General features: G+C 62.4%; 14 protein-coding genes. 10 read left to right on the top strand and 4 right to left on the bottom strand.

Annotated features, from left to right (window positions below; translation table 11 throughout):
* From O7A61_RS25715 to O7A61_RS25725, 3 genes are all read left to right on the top strand, one after another.
* Positions 1–191 (top strand): adenylyl-sulfate kinase (locus tag O7A61_RS25715; protein ID WP_337132205.1); only part of this gene is annotated, 191 nt, incomplete at its 5' end.
* A gap of 10 nt (positions 192–201) precedes the next feature.
* Positions 202–1,002, top strand: coding sequence for a 3'(2'),5'-bisphosphate nucleotidase CysQ (cysQ, locus tag O7A61_RS25720; RefSeq protein WP_337132206.1), 801 nt, complete (start codon positions 202–204; stop codon positions 1,000–1,002).
* A gap of 54 nt (positions 1,003–1,056) precedes the next feature.
* Entirely contained in the window at positions 1,057–2,319 is a 1,263-nt protein-coding gene (locus O7A61_RS25725) for an O-antigen ligase family protein (protein ID WP_337132207.1), read from the top strand.
* A 72-nt stretch (positions 2,320–2,391) separates the two neighbouring features.
* On the opposite strand, the gene O7A61_RS25730 is transcribed toward O7A61_RS25725, so the two are convergent.
* The 4 genes from O7A61_RS25730 to O7A61_RS25745 all read right to left on the bottom strand — a co-directional run bounded on the left by O7A61_RS25730 (position 2,392) and on the right by O7A61_RS25745 (position 6,357).
* On the bottom strand, positions 2,392–3,534 hold the full coding sequence (locus tag O7A61_RS25730; RefSeq protein WP_337132208.1) for a DegT/DnrJ/EryC1/StrS family aminotransferase: 1,143 nt from the start codon (positions 3,532–3,534) through the stop codon (positions 2,392–2,394).
* A gap of 229 nt (positions 3,535–3,763) precedes the next feature.
* Positions 3,764–4,687, bottom strand: coding sequence for a carbohydrate kinase family protein (locus tag O7A61_RS25735; RefSeq protein ID WP_337132209.1), 924 nt, complete (start codon positions 4,685–4,687; stop codon positions 3,764–3,766).
* Complete coding sequence (locus O7A61_RS25740; RefSeq protein ID WP_140507997.1) at positions 4,684–5,130, bottom strand: RbsD/FucU family protein; 447 nt, start codon at positions 5,128–5,130, stop codon at positions 4,684–4,686. The genes O7A61_RS25735 and O7A61_RS25740 overlap by 4 nt, the downstream gene beginning before the upstream one ends.
* Positions 5,131–6,357 (bottom strand): ROK family transcriptional regulator, encoded by a 1,227-nt coding sequence (locus O7A61_RS25745; protein WP_337132210.1) that lies wholly within the window; start codon positions 6,355–6,357, stop codon positions 5,131–5,133.
* Between the two features lie 269 nt (positions 6,358–6,626).
* Here O7A61_RS25745 and O7A61_RS25750 point away from each other — a divergent pair, with 269 nt between their 5' ends.
* From O7A61_RS25750 to O7A61_RS25780, 7 genes are all read left to right on the top strand, one after another.
* A complete protein-coding gene (locus O7A61_RS25750) occupies positions 6,627–7,604 on the top strand; it encodes a sugar ABC transporter substrate-binding protein (protein ID WP_442921021.1) in 978 nt (325 codons plus the stop codon).
* A gap of 155 nt (positions 7,605–7,759) precedes the next feature.
* The gene (locus tag O7A61_RS25755) at positions 7,760–8,821 is read left to right on the top strand and encodes an ABC transporter permease (RefSeq protein ID WP_337132211.1); all 1,062 of its coding nucleotides are present in this window, start codon (positions 7,760–7,762) and stop codon (positions 8,819–8,821) included.
* Positions 8,818–9,600: an ATP-binding cassette domain-containing protein gene (locus O7A61_RS25760; RefSeq protein WP_015318692.1), complete on the top strand. Its 783-nt coding sequence runs from the start codon at positions 8,818–8,820 to the stop codon at positions 9,598–9,600. The genes O7A61_RS25755 and O7A61_RS25760 overlap by 4 nt, the downstream gene beginning before the upstream one ends.
* 133 nt (positions 9,601–9,733) lie before the next feature.
* Complete coding sequence (locus tag O7A61_RS25765; protein WP_337132212.1) at positions 9,734–12,196, top strand: glycogen/starch/alpha-glucan phosphorylase; 2,463 nt, start codon at positions 9,734–9,736, stop codon at positions 12,194–12,196.
* 105 nt (positions 12,197–12,301) lie between these two features.
* Positions 12,302–14,515 (top strand): 1,4-alpha-glucan branching protein GlgB, encoded by a 2,214-nt coding sequence (glgB, locus tag O7A61_RS25770; protein WP_337132213.1) that lies wholly within the window; start codon positions 12,302–12,304, stop codon positions 14,513–14,515.
* Between the two features lie 51 nt (positions 14,516–14,566).
* Positions 14,567–15,832, top strand: a complete 1,266-nt coding sequence (glgC, locus tag O7A61_RS25775; protein ID WP_337132214.1) for a glucose-1-phosphate adenylyltransferase — start codon at positions 14,567–14,569, stop codon at positions 15,830–15,832.
* Positions 15,833–15,910: 78 nt separating this feature from the next.
* On the top strand, positions 15,911–16,924 hold a 1,014-nt coding region (locus O7A61_RS25780), incomplete at its 3' end, for a glycogen/starch synthase (protein WP_337132215.1).

Here is a 16,924-nt window from a genome sequence, read left to right on the forward strand (position 1 = left end):
ATGCGCGCGCGCTGAATGGCGAGATCAAGAATTTCACCGGTGTCGATTCTCCATATGAAGCACCGGAGAAACCGGAGATCCATCTCAAGACGCTCGGCAAGTCGCCTGAAGAGATGGTAGATGCCCTGGAACACTGGCTGAACGAGCGTGACATTGCGGAAGATCAATATGACAATGGCGGCGGCATCTGACGACACGTCGATGCTTGAGATCTTCGAGTGGCTGGCGCTAGCGGCCGGGCGTGAGGTCATGCATGTGTTCCACGCCGGCTGCGCGGTCGACCGCAAATCGGATTCCTCGCCGGTGACCGAGGCGGACCGCGAGAGCGAGAAGATCATCCTCGCCGGCCTGCGTGCGGAATTCCCAGACATTCCCTGCGTGGCCGAGGAGGAAGCGGCGGCCGGTGTCATGCCTGGCGAACTTGGCGAGGCATTCTTCCTCATTGATCCGCTTGACGGCACCAAGGAATTCGTCAACCGGCGCACCGACTTCACCGTCAACATCGCGCTTGTCCGCCATGGCGTGCCGGAAGTCGGCGTTGTCTTCGCGCCATGCAGCGGCCGCTTCTTTTCCGGTCTGCCGGGCAGGGCTGAAGCCCTCGAAATCGATGGCGACTACCAGATCGTTTCTCGCCGGCCGATTTCGGTGAGAACGGCCGCGACGCCGCTGGCCGTGGTTGCCAGCCGCTCGCACAACACGCCGGAAACCGAAGCCTATATTCGCGACCTTGGTGCCGCCGAGATCGTCTCGGTCGGTTCGTCGCTCAAATTCTGCCTCCTCGCCAATGGCGAGGCGGATGTCTATCCGCGCTTCGGCCGCACCATGGAATGGGACACGGCGGCGGGTGACGCGGTGCTGCGCGCCGCCGGTGGCACGACACGCACGCTGGACGGCAAGCCCTTGGCCTATGGCAAGCGCAACCAGGCCGATGACGAGGACTTCGCCAATCCGCATTTCATCGCCAGCGGCAGGGTTGCAACCGCAGGACGTATCGTAAGTTGAGGTGCCTTCGCCGATAACCTATCCTGTATCGGCGTTCCCTGAGTCGGTAGTTGAATGTCCTTTTTTCAGAAATGCCATGCCGTCATTCTGGGCGGGTTTCCGTTCTGGACCAGCAATCGCGACGAAATAGTCCTCAGGATGTTGCTGGGCCTCTACGCGCTCTCTCCCGCCCTTTTCGTCTTCATCGAAATGTCTCCGACGGCCCTGGCATTTATCGCGGCACTCATGGGCGCTCTTACTTTTTTGACGAAGGGTGCGCGCTTTGGCAGGGCAACGATATGCCTCGCCGTAACTCTGGCCCTCTTGTCCGGCTTTGTCCTGTCGAGCGCCCTGTGGTCGGTTAACGCGAGCCGCTCTCTCATGGCGGCGAGGGACCTGTTTGGCTATTCGGTCGCTGCCATCCTGCTGTTTGAGTGCATTCTGGCGCTTCCGGGCGCTCAACGCGACCGGCTCGCGCGGATTTCATTGGTCGGCATGTTGATCGGCCTGGTGTCGGTGATGGGTTGGGAACTGTATTTTGCGTTTTTGACCGAAAATCCACGATTTGTGGAAAATGTTTTCACCCTCCACAAGATCACGGTCTATGGAGCTTTTTTTGCCGTCATATTTCTTGCCCAGCCGCGGTTCGTCTGGAGGGGGCTTGCGGCTCTCTTTGCCGTGCTGACGTTGCTCTACGGTCAATCGACCGGCGTCAATCTGGCGATTCTCTTCGTGGCGGTGATGTTTGTCGTGCCCGCCAAATACCGCCAACACGCCTTGGTCGCCTTCTTCGCCGTCTATTTGTCTTTTGCCCTGATCGCCCCCTTCGTCGTCTCGCCGCTGTTCGCCTACCTCAAAACCACGGGATGGCTGGCCTTCTATCCAGGAACCTTCGCCGCGCGGCTTGATCTTTGGCAGATGATCTCGCCGCACATTGCGGACCAGCCCGTTCTCGGCCATGGCGCCAATACGATGAGAAACGCGGTCGGGGTTGTGGTGAGTCCCACATATTATGCGCAGGTGGATCTCCCAAGCGCACACAATATCGTATTCGATTTGTGGTACGAGCTCGGAGCGCTGGGCATCATTGTGTATGGGGTGCTCCTGGGCGCGATCATAAGAATGATCGGCGGTTTGAGGGGCCCCTGCCATTTCATAGCCAGCAACTACCTGATCATAGCTGTTGTCGAACTGTCGGTCGACCATCGGATCTGGTTGTCATGGGTGCTGGGCACTTTGGTCTTCACGGCAGGGATCTGCATATTGCAGTGCCGTTCCGTGACCCGGCCGGGAATGGATGACCGGACCACAAGACGCGCGCCGACCGTCTCAGAATAACGGCGCGACGCGACGGCCTGCGCCCCGACCGCTCTAAGCGAACGAGGTGTGTCGGCCTCTGCTATCAGGCGCCTATTCGGCCGCGGCCTGCGCCGAGTTCGAGCCGATATAATTGCGGATCGTTTCGATGATCCGGTCCTGGTCGGCCTCGCTGAGATAGGGATGCATCGGCAGGCACAGGATGCGTTTCGGCAGGTCCTCCGAAACCGCAAGACCGGTCGGCGAGCGCGGGTAGTCGCGATAGGCTATCTGCTCATGCAGCGGCTTGACGTAATAAATTACAGACGGGATGCCTTTTTCGCTCAGATGCGCTTTAAGGCCGTCGCGTTTGGGCGTTTCGATCGCGTATTGCGCCCAGGCCGAACGGCTGCCATCCAGGTTACGGGCCGCGGTGACGATGTCGCCCAGGCCTTCTGCATAGCGCTTGGCTACCACCTGCCGCGCTACCATTTCTTCCTCGAGGATGGCCAGTTTCTCGATCAGGATTGCCGCCTGCAGCGTATCCAGCCGTGAATTGATGCCGACGCGGATGTTGTCGTATTGCGTCTCGCCCTTGCCGTGGAAGGCGAAGGAACGCAGCGTGTCGGCCAAAGCGTCATCATTGGTGAACATCGCGCCACCGTCGCCATAGCAGCCAAGCGGCTTGGCGGGATAGAAGCTGGTCGAGCCGACATGGCCGAACGAGCCGCACATCCTGCTTTCGAGCGAACCACCCATGGACTGCGCGGCATCCTCGATCACCAACAAGCCTTCGCGATTGGCGATAGCCATGATCGCCTCGTAGTCGGCGGCAAGACCGAACAGGTCGACGGGGATGATCGCCTTCGGCTTCAGTCGGCCTTCCTTCTTGATGGCCGCGATCGCCGCCTCGAGGCTGGCGATGTCGATGTTGTAGGTCTTCGGATCGACATCGACGAAAACCGGCTCGGCCTTGGCCAGCGCCACCACTTCCGCCGTGGCGGCGAAGGTGAAGCTCGGCACGAACACCGCGTCGCCCGGGCCGATGCCGGCGGCAAACAGCGGCAAAAGCAGTGCGTCGGTGCCGTTGGCGCAGGCAACCACATGCTTGACGCCGATATAGGCGGCGAGCTTCTTCTCGAATTCGGCGACCTGGGGGCCAAAGATGTACCGGCCATCCTCGACAACGTGGTCGATCGCGGCTTTCAGCCGGTCGCGGATTCGTTCGCGCTGCGCGCCAAGATCGATGAACTGCATGTCGGCCTCAATGCCTGCCAATAACCGGCCCGCTGGTACCAGACTTGGCGCGGCTGAAAAAGCCGGCTGCCGACCGGAGGTACGGTGCAAGTGTCGCAGCCCGTTACCGTGTTTTACCGGCGCATTGCCCCAAAAAGCCGGGAATCCGGGCTTGGCGGCGCAATCCAGGCCACTTTTATCGCGGTTTTCTGGCGCATGGAAACATAAAGTGATCGCTTTCGGGAGCCGATCAGCCGATCTCGTGTCGCCAGGGGGGATTGGCGCCGGCTCGTGATACCGTCACTGCCGCCGCCTTGGCGCCGAGCGCCAATGCTTTGCGGATTGCGTCTTCGGACAGGCTGGAAATCGCCGCCTTCGCCAGCAGGCCTTGCTCATGCAGGGAGGCAAGGATGCCGGCGTTGAACGTGTCCCCGGCGCCGACGGTGTCCACCACCTTCACTGGGTCCGGTATGACGGTGACACGGTGCTGCTTGCTGTAGCCAACGGCACCTTCGCTGCCATGGGTGACGACGATCAGCTTGGGGCCGCGTTCGAGCCAATTGCGCACCACATCCTCGTGCGAACCGGCTTCGCCGAACCAGTGGAGGTCTTCGTCCGACAGTTTGACGATGTCGGCCATCGCCATCATCTCCCGGATGCGCCTGAGGTGCTTGGCCTTGTCGGGGATGAAGTTCGGCCGGATGTTGGGATCGAGCATCATCACGCGGGCCTCATGCTCGCGCCGCATGAACTCCTCATAGACCGAGCCAGCCGGCTCCGAGATCAGGCTGATGGCGCCGAACAGCATCGCCTCGATCTCGCCGCCGAGTTGCGGCAGGTCTTCGATGGTCAGCATGCGCCCGGCCGTGTTCTCGTCATAGAAGGTGTAGGTTGCCTGGCCGTTGTTCAGCCGCACGAAGGCCAGCGTCGTCGGCCGGGGCGAAGTGTGCGCGTAGGTTGAACTCACTTTGCTTGCCCCGAGCGCGTCCCGGAACTGGCCGCCGAACAGGTCCGACGACAGGCCCGAGAAGAAGCCGGCCGGCGCGCCGAGCCGGCCGAGCGCGATCGCCGTGTTGAAAACGGCGCCGCCGACATAGGGAGCAAAGGCCGGCTCACCCTCGGTGGTGGTGCGCGGCAGCATGTCGATCAGGGCTTCGCCGCAGCAGAGGATCATGGCTTCCTGGTCTCCGGCGGATAGATCACGCCCTTGCGGATGATGATGTTGGCGTAAAGCCGCGGCTCGCTTGTCGCGACGATGGCATGCGCCGACCTGACCCGTGCATAGAAGTCGGCGCCGGCCAGCGCAACCACCTTGCGGCCCGGAGCGCGTTTGGCGCAGATCGCCTCCATTTCATGATGGACGGGGTCGGCAAGCGACGGATCGCCTTTCACCGACGCGCGAAACAGCGCCTCCGGCACGACATCGTCGACCGGAAGCAGCGTCAGTATCGCGTCGAGTACGGGAATGAGGGCATGGCCGTCGGTCCGGATGAGGCGTCTTGCTTGCTCCTGCGCCGGATAGTTCCCGTCGACCAGGGCAATCTCGTCGCCATGGCCCATGGCGCGCAACGTCGCCAGAAGCTCCGGACCAAGCAGCGCCGGAATCCCGATCAGCATTCAGGTGCTCCTGGAGATCGTCGTCGAACCGATCAGGAAGCGTTCGGAAAGCGGCAGGCTGGCGCCGCCGAGCGCCCGGGCATGGATGCCCACGCTTCCCTCGCGGACGGCCGGAAGTTTCAGCCCTTCGCCGTCGATCGCGCCGATTGCCGTCACGACCGCCTCGACCAGCCTCTGGCGCACGGCCTTCGGCATCCAGCCGTCTATCACCGCGGCCTCGAAATCGATGACCGAGGACGCTGCCACGATGGCGTAAGCGAGCGCCCGCGAGGCGCTGGCGATCCACTCGTCGAGCTCAGTGCCGATCTCCCCCCAATCCTCGGGTGAGGTCCACAAATACGAGGCCTCGACGCCACGCGCATTCAGTGTTTTTTCGAGCATGGCGATCGAGGCCACGTCGATCAGCTGGGTCGGTTTTCCATCCGGCCCGGGCACGGGCATTGAGCCGAGCGCGCCGGCATTGCCGGTCGGTCCGCCGAAGAGCCGGCCGTTGAGCACGATGCCGCCGCCGGCAAAGGCGCCGATGTAGAAATAGACGAAGTCCCGCGCCGCGCCCGTCTGGCCGAAGACCAGTTCGGCGCCGCAGGCGGAGGTGGCATCGTTTTGCAGGTAGACCGGAAAATCGCACTGTGCCTGGATGTCGGCCCTGATATCGCGATGGCGCCATTCGTCCATGACGTCGCGCGGCGCGCCGGCGGTGTCGGCCCAGTTCCAAAGTTCGAACGGCATGGCGATGCCGAGTCCGGCAATGCGCTTGTCCTGCGCCGGTGTCAGCTCGCCACGCATCGTCTTCATGCCCGACGTGACAAACTCGACCGTCTCGCGTGGGGCAGGGTAGCGGTAGGAATGCTGCAGCATGGCGCGCACCTGCCCGAGGAAATCGATCAGCACGAGTTCGGCGCTACGGCGGCCGATCTTGAGGCCGATGAAGAAGGCGCCTTCGGGATTGAGCGCCATGGGGATCGAGGGCTGACCGATCTTGCCACGCAACGGCGCTTGGCGCACGAGCAGGCTTTCTTCCTCCAGTTCGCGCATGATGACCGAGACCGTCTGCGCCGAAAGTCCGGTCATACGGGCAATGTCGGACTTCGCGAGACTGCCGTGCTGGCGCACCAGCGAAAGCACCAGGCGCTCGTTGTGGTCGCGCATGCCGCTCTGGTTGGTGCCGCGGTGAATAAGGCTCTCGTTCGCTTCGGGCGAACCATGCCTCGCAGTGGCGGTCTCCACCCTGTTCCTCCCGTCGTTTCCCCGGCAATGCTTTTGGGCCAGAATGAGTGAACGACGCAAGGCTGTCAATAATAAATAAGAGTGATTTAATTATTGACAGATGCCTTTGTGTGGTGTTCTTTGAGGGGGCATCCGCGCTGGGAGAAGTCGCTTGGATGCCGTGCGGGTGCCGGTTGGCCGGCGCTCGAAAATGGTCCACTGGGAGGAAAATCGTGACCAATACAAAACTGTTGAAGTCCACCGTTTTTGCGGCGGCCGCGCTGGGTCTGATGGCGTTCGCTTCGTCCGCATCAGCTGCCGGCGTCGGCGCCTGCCTGATCACCAAGACCGACACCAATCCGTTCTTCGTCAAGATGAAAGAGGGCGCGACCGCCAAGGCCAAGGAACTTGGCGTCGATCTCAAGACCTATGCGGGCAAGATCGACGGTGACAGCGAGAGCCAGGTGGCGGCGATCGAAAGCTGCATCGCCGATGGCGCCAAGGGCATTCTGATCACCGCGTCCGACACCAAGGGCATCGTGCCGACGGTGAAGAAGGCGCGCGATGCGGGCCTGCTGGTGATAGCGCTCGACACGCCGCTCGACCCGATCGACGCCGCCGACGCGACCTTCGCCACCGACAATCTGGAGGCCGGCAAGCTGATCGGCGCCTGGGCCGCCGCCACGCTGGGCGACAAGGCCAAGGATGCCAAGATCGGCTTCCTCGACCTGACCCCCTCGCAGCCGACCGTGGACGTTCTGCGCGACCAGGGCTTCATGATGGGCTACGGCATCGACGTGAAGGACCCCAACAAGATCGGCGATGAGGTGGATCCGCGCATCGTCGGCCATGATGTGACGAACGGCAACGAGGAAGGCGGCCGCAAGGCGATGGAAAACCTTCTCCAGAAGGACAACACCATCACCGTCATCCACACCATCAACGAGCCGGCAGCGGTCGGCGCCTATCAGGCGCTCAAGGCGGTCGGCCTCGAAAGCCAGGTGCTTATCGTCTCGGTCGACGGCGGTTGCCCCGGCGTGAAGTCGGTCGCCGAAGGCGTCATCGGCGCCACCTCGCAGCAATATCCGCTGCAGATGGCCGCACTCGGCATCGAGGCGATCGCCGCTTTCGCCAAGGACGGCACCAAGCCGAAGCCGACCGAGGGCAAGAACTTCTTCGACACCGGCGTCAATCTCGTCACCGACAAGCCCGCTAACGGCGTCAAGTCCATCGACACCAAGGAAGGCCTCGCCAAGTGTTGGGGCTGATGCCGGCCTGACCGGAACAAAACCGATCGGCCGGGGGCTTGATCCCCGGCCGCATCGGGTGGACGATGCATCACTGTAAACGCGAATAATCCCGGCGACAGACCGGAAGGCGTGGACGGCGTCAGCGCGTGGCTGAAGCCCTACGGGGAGAAAACATGGCTCAAGTTCAGGAATTCGAGAAGGTTCTCTCGGCCAGCGACTCAAGCGTGGCCGCTTTCGACGAGCACAAATCAGCCGTCAAGCGCGTCCAGCATTTTCTGCATTCGACGCCAGCCGCGGTGCCGCTGATCGTGCTGCTTCTGTCGATCATCATCTTCGGCATCACGATCGGAGGGCGATTCTTTTCGTCCTACACACTGACACTGATCCTGCAGCAGATCGCCATCGTCGGCATTCTCGGGGCCGCGCAGACGCTGGTCATCCTGACCGCCGGCATCGACCTGTCGATCGGGGTGATCATGGTGATTTCGGCCGTGATCATGGGCAATTGCGCGGTCAGCTACGGCATGCCGAGCGTGCTCGCCGTGGCGATCGGGCTTGCCGCCGGAGCGGCTTGCGGGCTGCTGAACGGGCTGCTGGTCGCCTATATGAAGCTGCCGCCCTTCATCGTGACGCTTGGCACCTGGAACATCGTCATGGCCACCAATTTCATCTATTCGGCCAATGAGACGATCCGCGACACCGACGTCGACAATCAGGCGCCGCTGCTGCACCTGTTTGCCCTGAGCTTCAAGGTCGGCACGGCGGTGCTGACGCTCGGCGTCATCGCCACGGTCGTGCTCGTGCTGGTTCTTTGGTACGTGCTCAACCACACTGCATGGGGCCGTCATGTCTACGCCGTCGGCGACGACCAGGAGGCGGCGAAGCTGTCGGGCATCCAGACGAAGAAGGTGCTGATGACGGTCTACACCCTTGCCGGGCTGATCGCCGCTTTCGCGGCCTGGGTCTCGATCGGCCGCAACGGCTCGATCTCGCCGTCCGCCGCTGTCACCGACTACAATCTGCAGGCGATCACCGCGACGGTGATCGGCGGTATTTCTCTCTTCGGCGGCCGCGGCTCCATCCTCGGCACCTTGTTCGGCGCCATGATCGTCGGCGTCGTCTCGATGGGCCTCAACATGCTGGGCGCCGATCCGCAATGGAAAGTGCTGCTCACCGGCGTGCTGATCATCGGCGCCGTCGCCATCGACCAATGGATCAGAAAGGTTTCGGCATGACCCAGGAACCCATCCTCACCGCGCGCGGTCTGGTCAAGCGCTATGGCCGCGTCACGGCTCTCGACAATGCCGATTTCGACCTTTACCCCGGCGAAATCCTTGCCGTCATCGGCGACAACGGCGCCGGCAAGTCGTCGCTCATCAAGGCGATTTCCGGCGCGGCCGTGCCGGACGAAGGCGAAATCCGGCTCGAAGGCAAACCCGTCTCCTTCAAGTCGCCGATGGAAGCTCGCGAAGCCGGCATCGAAACCGTCTACCAGAACCTGGCGCTGTCGCCGGCGCTGTCGATCGCCGACAACATGTTCCTCGGTCGCGAGATACGCAAACCCGGCTTTGTCGGCCAGTGGCTTCGCATGCTCGACCGTCCGGCAATGGAAAAGCGCGCCCGCGACAAGCTCACCGAACTCGGCTTGATGACCATCCAGAACATCAGCCAGGCGGTGGAGACGCTGTCGGGTGGCCAGCGCCAGGGCGTGGCGGTGGCCCGCGCCGCCGCCTTCGGCTCGAAGATGGTGATCATGGACGAGCCGACGGCGGCACTCGGCGTCAAGGAGAGCCGCCGCGTGCTCGAACTGATCCTCGACGTGAAGAAGCGCGGTCTGCCGATCGTGCTGATCTCGCACAACATGCCACACGTCTTCGAGGTGGCCGACCGTATCCACATCCACCGTCTGGGCCGTCGCCTGTGCGTCATCGACCCCAAGCAATATACGATGTCCGATGCGGTTGCCTTCATGACCGGGGCAAAAACACCCCCGGAGGCGGCATTGGCGGCCTGAACTGCCAAGTTGCCGCAGGGTAAGCAGGCGGGAGTATTCTCTAATCGATTGAAAACATGCTGCAATGCACTAGGATAGGCTGGGAGAAACGGTGAAAGCCGGTATGATCAGGCCAAACCGAACGAGAGGCGATATGACATCCGCCATGACGATCGAAGCCCCCGCTCTCGACAATCCCGATCCCAAGACGCTCGCCGAAGAAGTCTTGATGTCGCTCAAATACCGGGTCGGCAAGGACACCACCGTCGCGACCCAGTACGATTGGCTGACCGCCTCGATCAAGGTCGTGCGCGATCGCGTCGTCGACCATTGGATGCAGGCGACCAAGGAAGCCTACGACCAGCAGGAAAAGCGCGTCTATTACCTCTCGCTCGAATTCCTGATCGGGCGTCTGATGCGCGACGCCTTTTCCAATCTCGGCCTGATGGAGAATATGCGTGAGGCGCTGTCGTCGCTCGGCGTCGACCTCGACCTGATCGCGGCGCTCGAGCCGGACGCTGCCCTTGGCAATGGCGGCCTCGGACGGCTCGCCGCCTGCTTCATGGAAAGCATGGCGACCGTCGACATTCCCGCGCATGGCTACGGCATCCGCTATGCCAACGGCATGTTCCGCCAGGAAATCCATGACGGCTGGCAGGTCGAACTGCCCGAGACCTGGCTTGACCATGGCAACCCCTGGGAGTTCGAGCGCCGCGAGCGCTCCTTCGAAGTCGGCTTCGGCGGTTCGGTCGAATCCATCACCTCCAGGGAAGGGCGCCTCGAACGCCATGTCTGGAAGCCGAGGGAACATGTTCTGGCGGTCGCCTACGATACGCCCGTGGCTGGCTGGCGCGCCAAGCGCGTCAACACGCTACGACTATGGTCGGGCATGCCGATCGATCCGATCCTGCTCGACAAGTTCAATGCCGGCGACCACATCGGGGCGCTGGCTGAAAGCAACAAGGCCGATGCGCTGTCGCGCGTGCTCTATCCAGCCGATTCCCACATGGCCGGGCAGGAGCTCAGGCTGCGCCAGGAATACTTCTTCTCGACCGCTTCGCTGCAGGACATCGTCCAGCGCCATCTCAGCCAATATGGCGACCTGAAGTCGCTGCCCGACAAGGCCGCGATCCACCTCAACGACACCCATCCGGCGATCGCCGTGCCTGAACTGATGCGGCTCTTGATGGATGTCCATGGCATGGATTTCGATCTCGCCTGGGACATCACCAAGCGCACCTTCGGCTACACCAACCATACGCTGCTGCCCGAGGCGCTGGAAAGCTGGTCGGTGCCGCTGTTCGAGCGGCTCCTGCCGCGCCACATGCAGATCGTCTACGCCATCAACGCGCAGGTGCTGCTCGAAGCCCGGGCCACCGACCAATTCTCGGACGAGCAGATCAGCCGCATCTCGCTGATCCAGGAGAATGGCGACCGCCGGGTGCGCATGGGCAATTTGGCCTTTGTCGGTTCGCATTCGATCAACGGCGTGTCGGCGCTGCACACCGAATTGATGAAGAAGACGGTCTTCGCCGACCTACACAAACTTTATCCCGATCGCATCAACAACAAGACCAACGGCATCACGCCGCGGCGCTGGCTCATCCAGTGCAATCCGGGCCTCACCGCGCTTGCCCGCGAGGCGATCGGCGACCGCTTCATGGATGACATCGAGGCGATCAAGGGGCTCGATCCTCTCGCCGACGACACTGCCTTCCGCGAAAAATTCGCCGCCGTGAAGCGCCAGAACAAGGTGAGGCTGGCCAATCTGGTAGCCGATCGCCTCGGCATCAAGCTCGACCCTTCGGCGCTCTTCGACATCCAGGTCAAGCGCATCCACGAATACAAGCGCCAACTCCTCAACATCCTCGAGGCAATCGCGCTCTATGACCAGATCCGTTCGCATCCCGAGCGCGACTGGATGCCGCGCGTGAAATTCTTCGGCGGCAAGGCCGCGCCCAGCTACCACAACGCCAAGCTGATCATCAAACTGGCCAACGACGTCGCCAGGGTGATCAACAGTGACCCTTCGGTGCGCGGCCTGCTGAAGGTCGTGTTCGTACCGAACTACAACGTCAGCCTGGCCGAGGTGCTGATGCCGGCCGCCGATCTTTCCGAGCAGATCTCGACCGCAGGCATGGAAGCGTCGGGGACCGGCAACATGAAGTTCGCGCTGAACGGCGCGCTGACCATCGGCACGCTCGACGGCGCCAATGTCGAGATCAAGGAGCATGTCGGCGACGACAACATCTTCATCTTCGGCCTCACCACCGAAGAAGTCGCCGAGCGGCGCAACAATGGCTATAATCCGCGCGGCGTCATCGAAGCATCCTCGGAACTGGCGCAGGCGGTCGCGGCCGTTTCGTCAGGCGTCTTCTCGCCCGATGATCCCAATCGCTACCGCGATCTCATCAACGGTCTCTACGACACCGACTGGTTCATGGTCGCGGCGGATTTCGACGCCTATGCCGCCTGCCAGCGCGACGTCGATGCTGTCTGGCGCAACAGCCCGGACTGGTACGCGCGCGCCATCCGCAACGTCGCCCGCGTCGGCTGGTTCTCCTCCGATCGCACGATCCGTCAATACGCGAAAGAAATCTGGAACGTGCCGGTCTGATGTGATTGCATGAGCCACGAACAATGTGGTCCCGGTGATGCGAGTTGAATGCCAATTCACATCGCTGGAAATGAATAGCTGGTGCCCTGGGAGGGACGCTGCCTGATGAGGAAGCCGCGCGCGACCGCTGCGACAAGCGGGCCGGACGGACTGGCGCCAGCCAGCGATGTTGCGGCGATTGTCGCCGGTACGCACGGCAATCCCTTTGCGGTTCTCGGTGTCCAGGAGGCCGGCAAGACCCTGTTCGCGCGCTGCTTCGTTCCGCACGCGCAGTCCGTCACCGCCTACACGCTGACCGGCATCGAGGCGGGCGAATTGACCAGGCGCGACGACGCCGGTTTCTTCGAGGGCAAGCTGTCGATCAGGAAGCGCCAACCGCTTCGCTACCACGCGCGCAATGCCGGCGGCGACTGGTGGCTGACCGATCCCTATTCGTTCGGCCCGGTACTCGGGCCGATGGACGATTACTACATCGCCGAAGGTTCGCATCTCAGGCTGTTCGACAAGCTCGGCGCGCATGTCATCGAGCACGAAGGCGCTACCGGCGTGCATTTCGCGGTATGGGCGCCCAATGCCCGGCGCGTCTCGGTGGTCGGCGATTTCAATGACTGGGATGGCCGCCGGCATACGATGCGCGACCGTCGCGACACCGGCATCTGGGAGCTGTTCATTCCCGATATTGGTGCCGGCCGGCCCTATAAATACGAAATCATAGGCCCCGATGGCGTCAGGTTGCCGCTGAAGGCCGATCCGTTCGCCTTCAAGTCGGAGCTGCGCCCGGCAACCGCCTCTGTGACCGCGGTGCCGCCGGCCCATCCATGGGGTGACGAGGCGCATCGCGATTTCTGGCGCAACGCCGACCCTCGGCGCGAAGCTATCTCGATTTACGAAGTCCACGCCGGTTCCTGGCAGCTTCGCGACGACGGCACCTTCCTGTCATGGGATGAACTGGCCGACCGGCTGATCCCCTATGTGGTCGAGGCCGGTTTCACCCATGTCGAATTCCTGCCGATCTCCGAGCATCCCTATGACCCGTCCTGGGGCTACCAGACAACCGGCCTCTACGCGCCATCGGCCCGCTTCGGCGATCCGGACGGCTTTGCCCGCTTTGTCGATGGCGCCCACCGTGCCGGCATCGGCGTCATTCTCGACTGGGTGCCGGCGCATTTCCCTGTCGACGAACACGGTCTGGTCCATTTCGACGGCACCGCGCTCTACGAGCATGCCGACCCGCGCAAGGGCTTCCACCCGGACTGGAACACCGCGATCTACAATTTCGGCCGCCGCGAGGTGGTGTCGTTCCTCGTCAACAACGCACTATTCTGGGCCGAAAAATACCATGTCGACGGTCTTCGCGTCGACGCGGTCGCCTCGATGCTCTACCTCGACTATTCGCGCAAGCAGGGCGAATGGATTCCCAACGAGAAGGGTGGGCGCGAAAACCTCGAGGCGGTCAGCTTCCTGCAGAAGATGAACAAGGAGCTCTACGGGCACCATCCCGGCGTCATGACCATCGCCGAGGAATCGACTTCATGGCCAAAGGTCTCGGCGCCTGTCCATGAAGGCGGGCTGGGCTTCGGCTTCAAGTGGAACATGGGCTTCATGCACGACACGCTGGAGTATTTTTCCAAGGAGCCGATTTTCCGCAAGCACCACCACAACGAGCTCACCTTCGGCCTGACCTACGCCTTCTCGGAGAATTTCGTGCTGCCGCTCTCGCATGACGAGGTCGTGCACGGCAAGGGCACGCTGCTCGGCAAGATGGCCGGCGACGACTGGCAGAAATTCGCGACCTTGCGGGCCTATTACGGCTTCATGTGGGGATATCCCGGCAAGAAGCTGCTGTTCATGGGCCAGGAATTCGCGCAGCGCCGCGAATGGAGCGAGGCGCGCGCGCTCGATTGGAACCTGCTCGATTTCCGCCCGCATCGCGGTGTCTGGCAGACGGTGCGCGATCTCAACTATCTCTATCGTTCACGCCCGGCCCTGCATGGCCGCGACTGCGAGCCGGAAGGGTTTTCCTGGCTGATCGTCGACGACAGCCAGAATTCGGTTTTCGCCTGGGTGCGCAACGCTCCCGGCGGCAATCCGGTCGCCGTCATCTCCAATTTCACACCGGTGCCGCGCGACAATTATCGTGTGCCTCTGCCGAAGGCCGGCAAGTGGCGCGAGATCATCAACACCGACGCTTCCGAATATGGCGGCTCCGGCATGGGCAATGGCGGCGTGGTCGAGGCACGGGCGGAGGGCAAGAGCATTTCGGCAACGATGCTTCTGCCACCGCTGTCGACGATCATGCTTGAACTCGCCGCCGACTGAACTCGTTAAGGCTGGTCAACGCATAAAGACGAGTAACTTGGGAGGGTAGGAATGGCAGACTTGAAACGAACCCAGCCGCTGGCCCGCGACGCCATGGCCTATGTGCTGGCCGGCGGGCGCGGCAGCCGCCTCAAGGAACTGACCGACCGGCGCGCCAAGCCGGCGGTCTATTTCGGCGGCAAGACGCGCATCATCGATTTCGCGCTCTCCAATGCGCTCAATTCCGGCATCCGCCGCCTCGGCGTCGCCACCCAGTACAAGGCGCATTCGCTGATCCGCCACCTGCAGCGCGGCTGGAACTTCCTGCGGCCCGAACGAAACGAGAGCTTCGACATCCTGCCGGCCAGCCAGCGCGTGTCGGAAACGCAGTGGTATGAAGGCACGGCGGACGCCGTCTATCAGAACATCGATATCATTGAGGCCTATGGTCCGGAATACATGGTCATCCTGGCCGGCGATCACATCTACAAGATGGATTACGAGATGATGCTGCGCCAGCATGTCGATGCCGGCGCCGATGTCACGGTCGGCTGCCTCGAAGTGCCGCGCATGGAAGCGACCGGCTTCGGCGTCATGCATGTCGATGCCAAGGACAACATCATCGCCTTCGTCGAAAAGCCCGCCGATCCGCCGGGAATTCCGGGTAATCCGGAATTCGCCTTGGCCTCGATGGGCATCTACGTCTTCAAGACCAAGTTCCTGATGGAGCAACTGCGCCGCGACGCCGCCGAGCCGGGCTCCAGCCGCGACTTCGGCAAGGACATCATCCCCTATATCGTCACGCACGGTAAGGCGATCGCGCACCGCTTCACCAAGTCCTGCGTGCGTTCGACCGCAGAGAACGAGGCCTACTGGCGCGATGTCGGCACGGTCGACGCCTATTGGGAAGCCAATATCGACTTGACCGACGTGACGCCGGAACTCGACCTCTACGACCGCGACTGGCCGATCTGGACTTATGCCGAGTTGAAGCCGCCGGCAAAGTTCGTCCATGACGAGGACGGTAGGCGCGGTTCCGCTGTCTCGTCACTGGTGTCGGGCGATTGCATCGTCTCGGGCGCTTCGCTGAAGAAAAGCCTGATTTTCACCGGTGCGCGCATCAATTCCTATTCGACGTTGGAAGAGGTTGTCATGCTGCCCGACGTTCATGTCGGCCGGAACGCAAAGTTGAAGCGCGTCGTCATCGACCACGGTGTAAGGATACCGGAAGGGCTGGTGGTCGGCGAGGATCCCGTAATCGACGCCAAGCGCTTCCGCGTCTCCGAAAAGGGTATCTGCCTGATCACACAGGACATGATCAACAAGCTGTCACTTTAGGGTGTTTTGTGCATGTCCTGATCCCAAAACCGCTACACGGTTCTGGGCGACATGGACCAGGAGCGGATCGTTAAGCGCATGCATGTTCTGTCGGTCACGCCCGAAATCTTCCCGCTGATCAAGACCGGCGGACTGGCTGACGTAACCGGCGCGCTGCCTATTGCGCTCTCGGCCAAGGGCGTGACTATGCGCACGCTCATCCCGGGCTTTCCGGTGGTGATGAACGCCTTCAAGAAAAAGAAGGCCGTCTATCAGTACCCTTTGCTGCAGGGCGGCAAGGCCTCGGTCCATGCCGTCGAGGTCGCCGGGCTCGACCTGTTCGTGCTCGACGCGCCGCATCTGTTCGACCGCCCTGGCGGTCCCTATGGCAACGCCTCGGGCGCCGATTGGCCGGACAATTGGCGTCGCTTCGCGGCGCTGAGCCAGGCCGGCGCCGATATCGCCGGCGGCGCCATTTCGGGCTACCTGCCTGACATCGTCCATGCTCATGACTGGCAGTCGGCGATGACCCTGGCTTATATGCGCTACGGCAAGGCCGTTGGCATACCGTCGATGATGACCGTCCACAATCTCGCCTTCCAGGGCCAGTTCGGCGCCGGCATTTTCGGTGAGCTCGGCCTGCCGGCCGCGGCGATGGCACTTGACGGCGTCGAATATTATGGCGGTGTCGGCTTCCTCAAGGCTGGCTTGCAAGCCGCCTGGGCGATCACAACCGTGAGCCCGACCTATGCGCAGGAGATCCGTTCGCCGGAATTCGGCATGGGCCTCGACGGTCTCATCAACATGCGTTCAAGCGATCTCCATGGCATCGTCAACGGCATCGATACCGCCATCTGGGATCCGGAGACCGACAAGCATCTGGTATCGACCTATACGGCCGAAACGTTGAAGACCCGGGCGCCCAACAGAGCCGCCGTCGAGGACCGTTTCGGCCTCGACCGCGACGACAGCCCGATTGTCTGTGTCGTCAGCCGGCTGACATGGCAGAAGGGCATGGACATATTGGCGACGGTGGTCGACGGCATCGTCGCGACAGGCGCAAGGCTGGCCATCCTGGGCTCGGGCGACGCGGGCCTCGAAGGCGCGCTGCTG

Origin of the sequence: Mesorhizobium sp. Cs1321R2N1 (assembly GCF_037179725.1) — a bacterium.
Lineage (GTDB): Bacteria > Pseudomonadota > Alphaproteobacteria > Rhizobiales > Rhizobiaceae > Mesorhizobium > Mesorhizobium salmacidum.

Coding starts and splice junctions, on each gene's coding strand:
- cysQ (WP_337132206.1), top strand. CDS start 202: ATGCTTGAGATCTTCGAGTGGCTGGCGCTAGCGGCCGGGCGTGAGGTC.
- O7A61_RS25725 (WP_337132207.1), top strand. CDS start 1,057: ATGTCCTTTTTTCAGAAATGCCATGCCGTCATTCTGGGCGGGTTTCCG.
- O7A61_RS25730 (WP_337132208.1), bottom strand. CDS start 3,534: ATGCAGTTCATCGATCTTGGCGCGCAGCGCGAACGAATCCGCGACCGG.
- O7A61_RS25735 (WP_337132209.1), bottom strand. CDS start 4,687: ATGATCCTCTGCTGCGGCGAAGCCCTGATCGACATGCTGCCGCGCACC.
- O7A61_RS25740 (WP_140507997.1), bottom strand. CDS start 5,130: ATGCTGATCGGGATTCCGGCGCTGCTTGGTCCGGAGCTTCTGGCGACG.
- O7A61_RS25750 (WP_442921021.1), top strand. CDS start 6,627: ATGGCGTTCGCTTCGTCCGCATCAGCTGCCGGCGTCGGCGCCTGCCTG.
- O7A61_RS25755 (WP_337132211.1), top strand. CDS start 7,760: ATGGCTCAAGTTCAGGAATTCGAGAAGGTTCTCTCGGCCAGCGACTCA.
- O7A61_RS25760 (WP_015318692.1), top strand. CDS start 8,818: ATGACCCAGGAACCCATCCTCACCGCGCGCGGTCTGGTCAAGCGCTAT.
- O7A61_RS25765 (WP_337132212.1), top strand. CDS start 9,734: ATGACATCCGCCATGACGATCGAAGCCCCCGCTCTCGACAATCCCGAT.
- glgB (WP_337132213.1), top strand. CDS start 12,302: ATGAGGAAGCCGCGCGCGACCGCTGCGACAAGCGGGCCGGACGGACTG.
- glgC (WP_337132214.1), top strand. CDS start 14,567: ATGGCAGACTTGAAACGAACCCAGCCGCTGGCCCGCGACGCCATGGCC.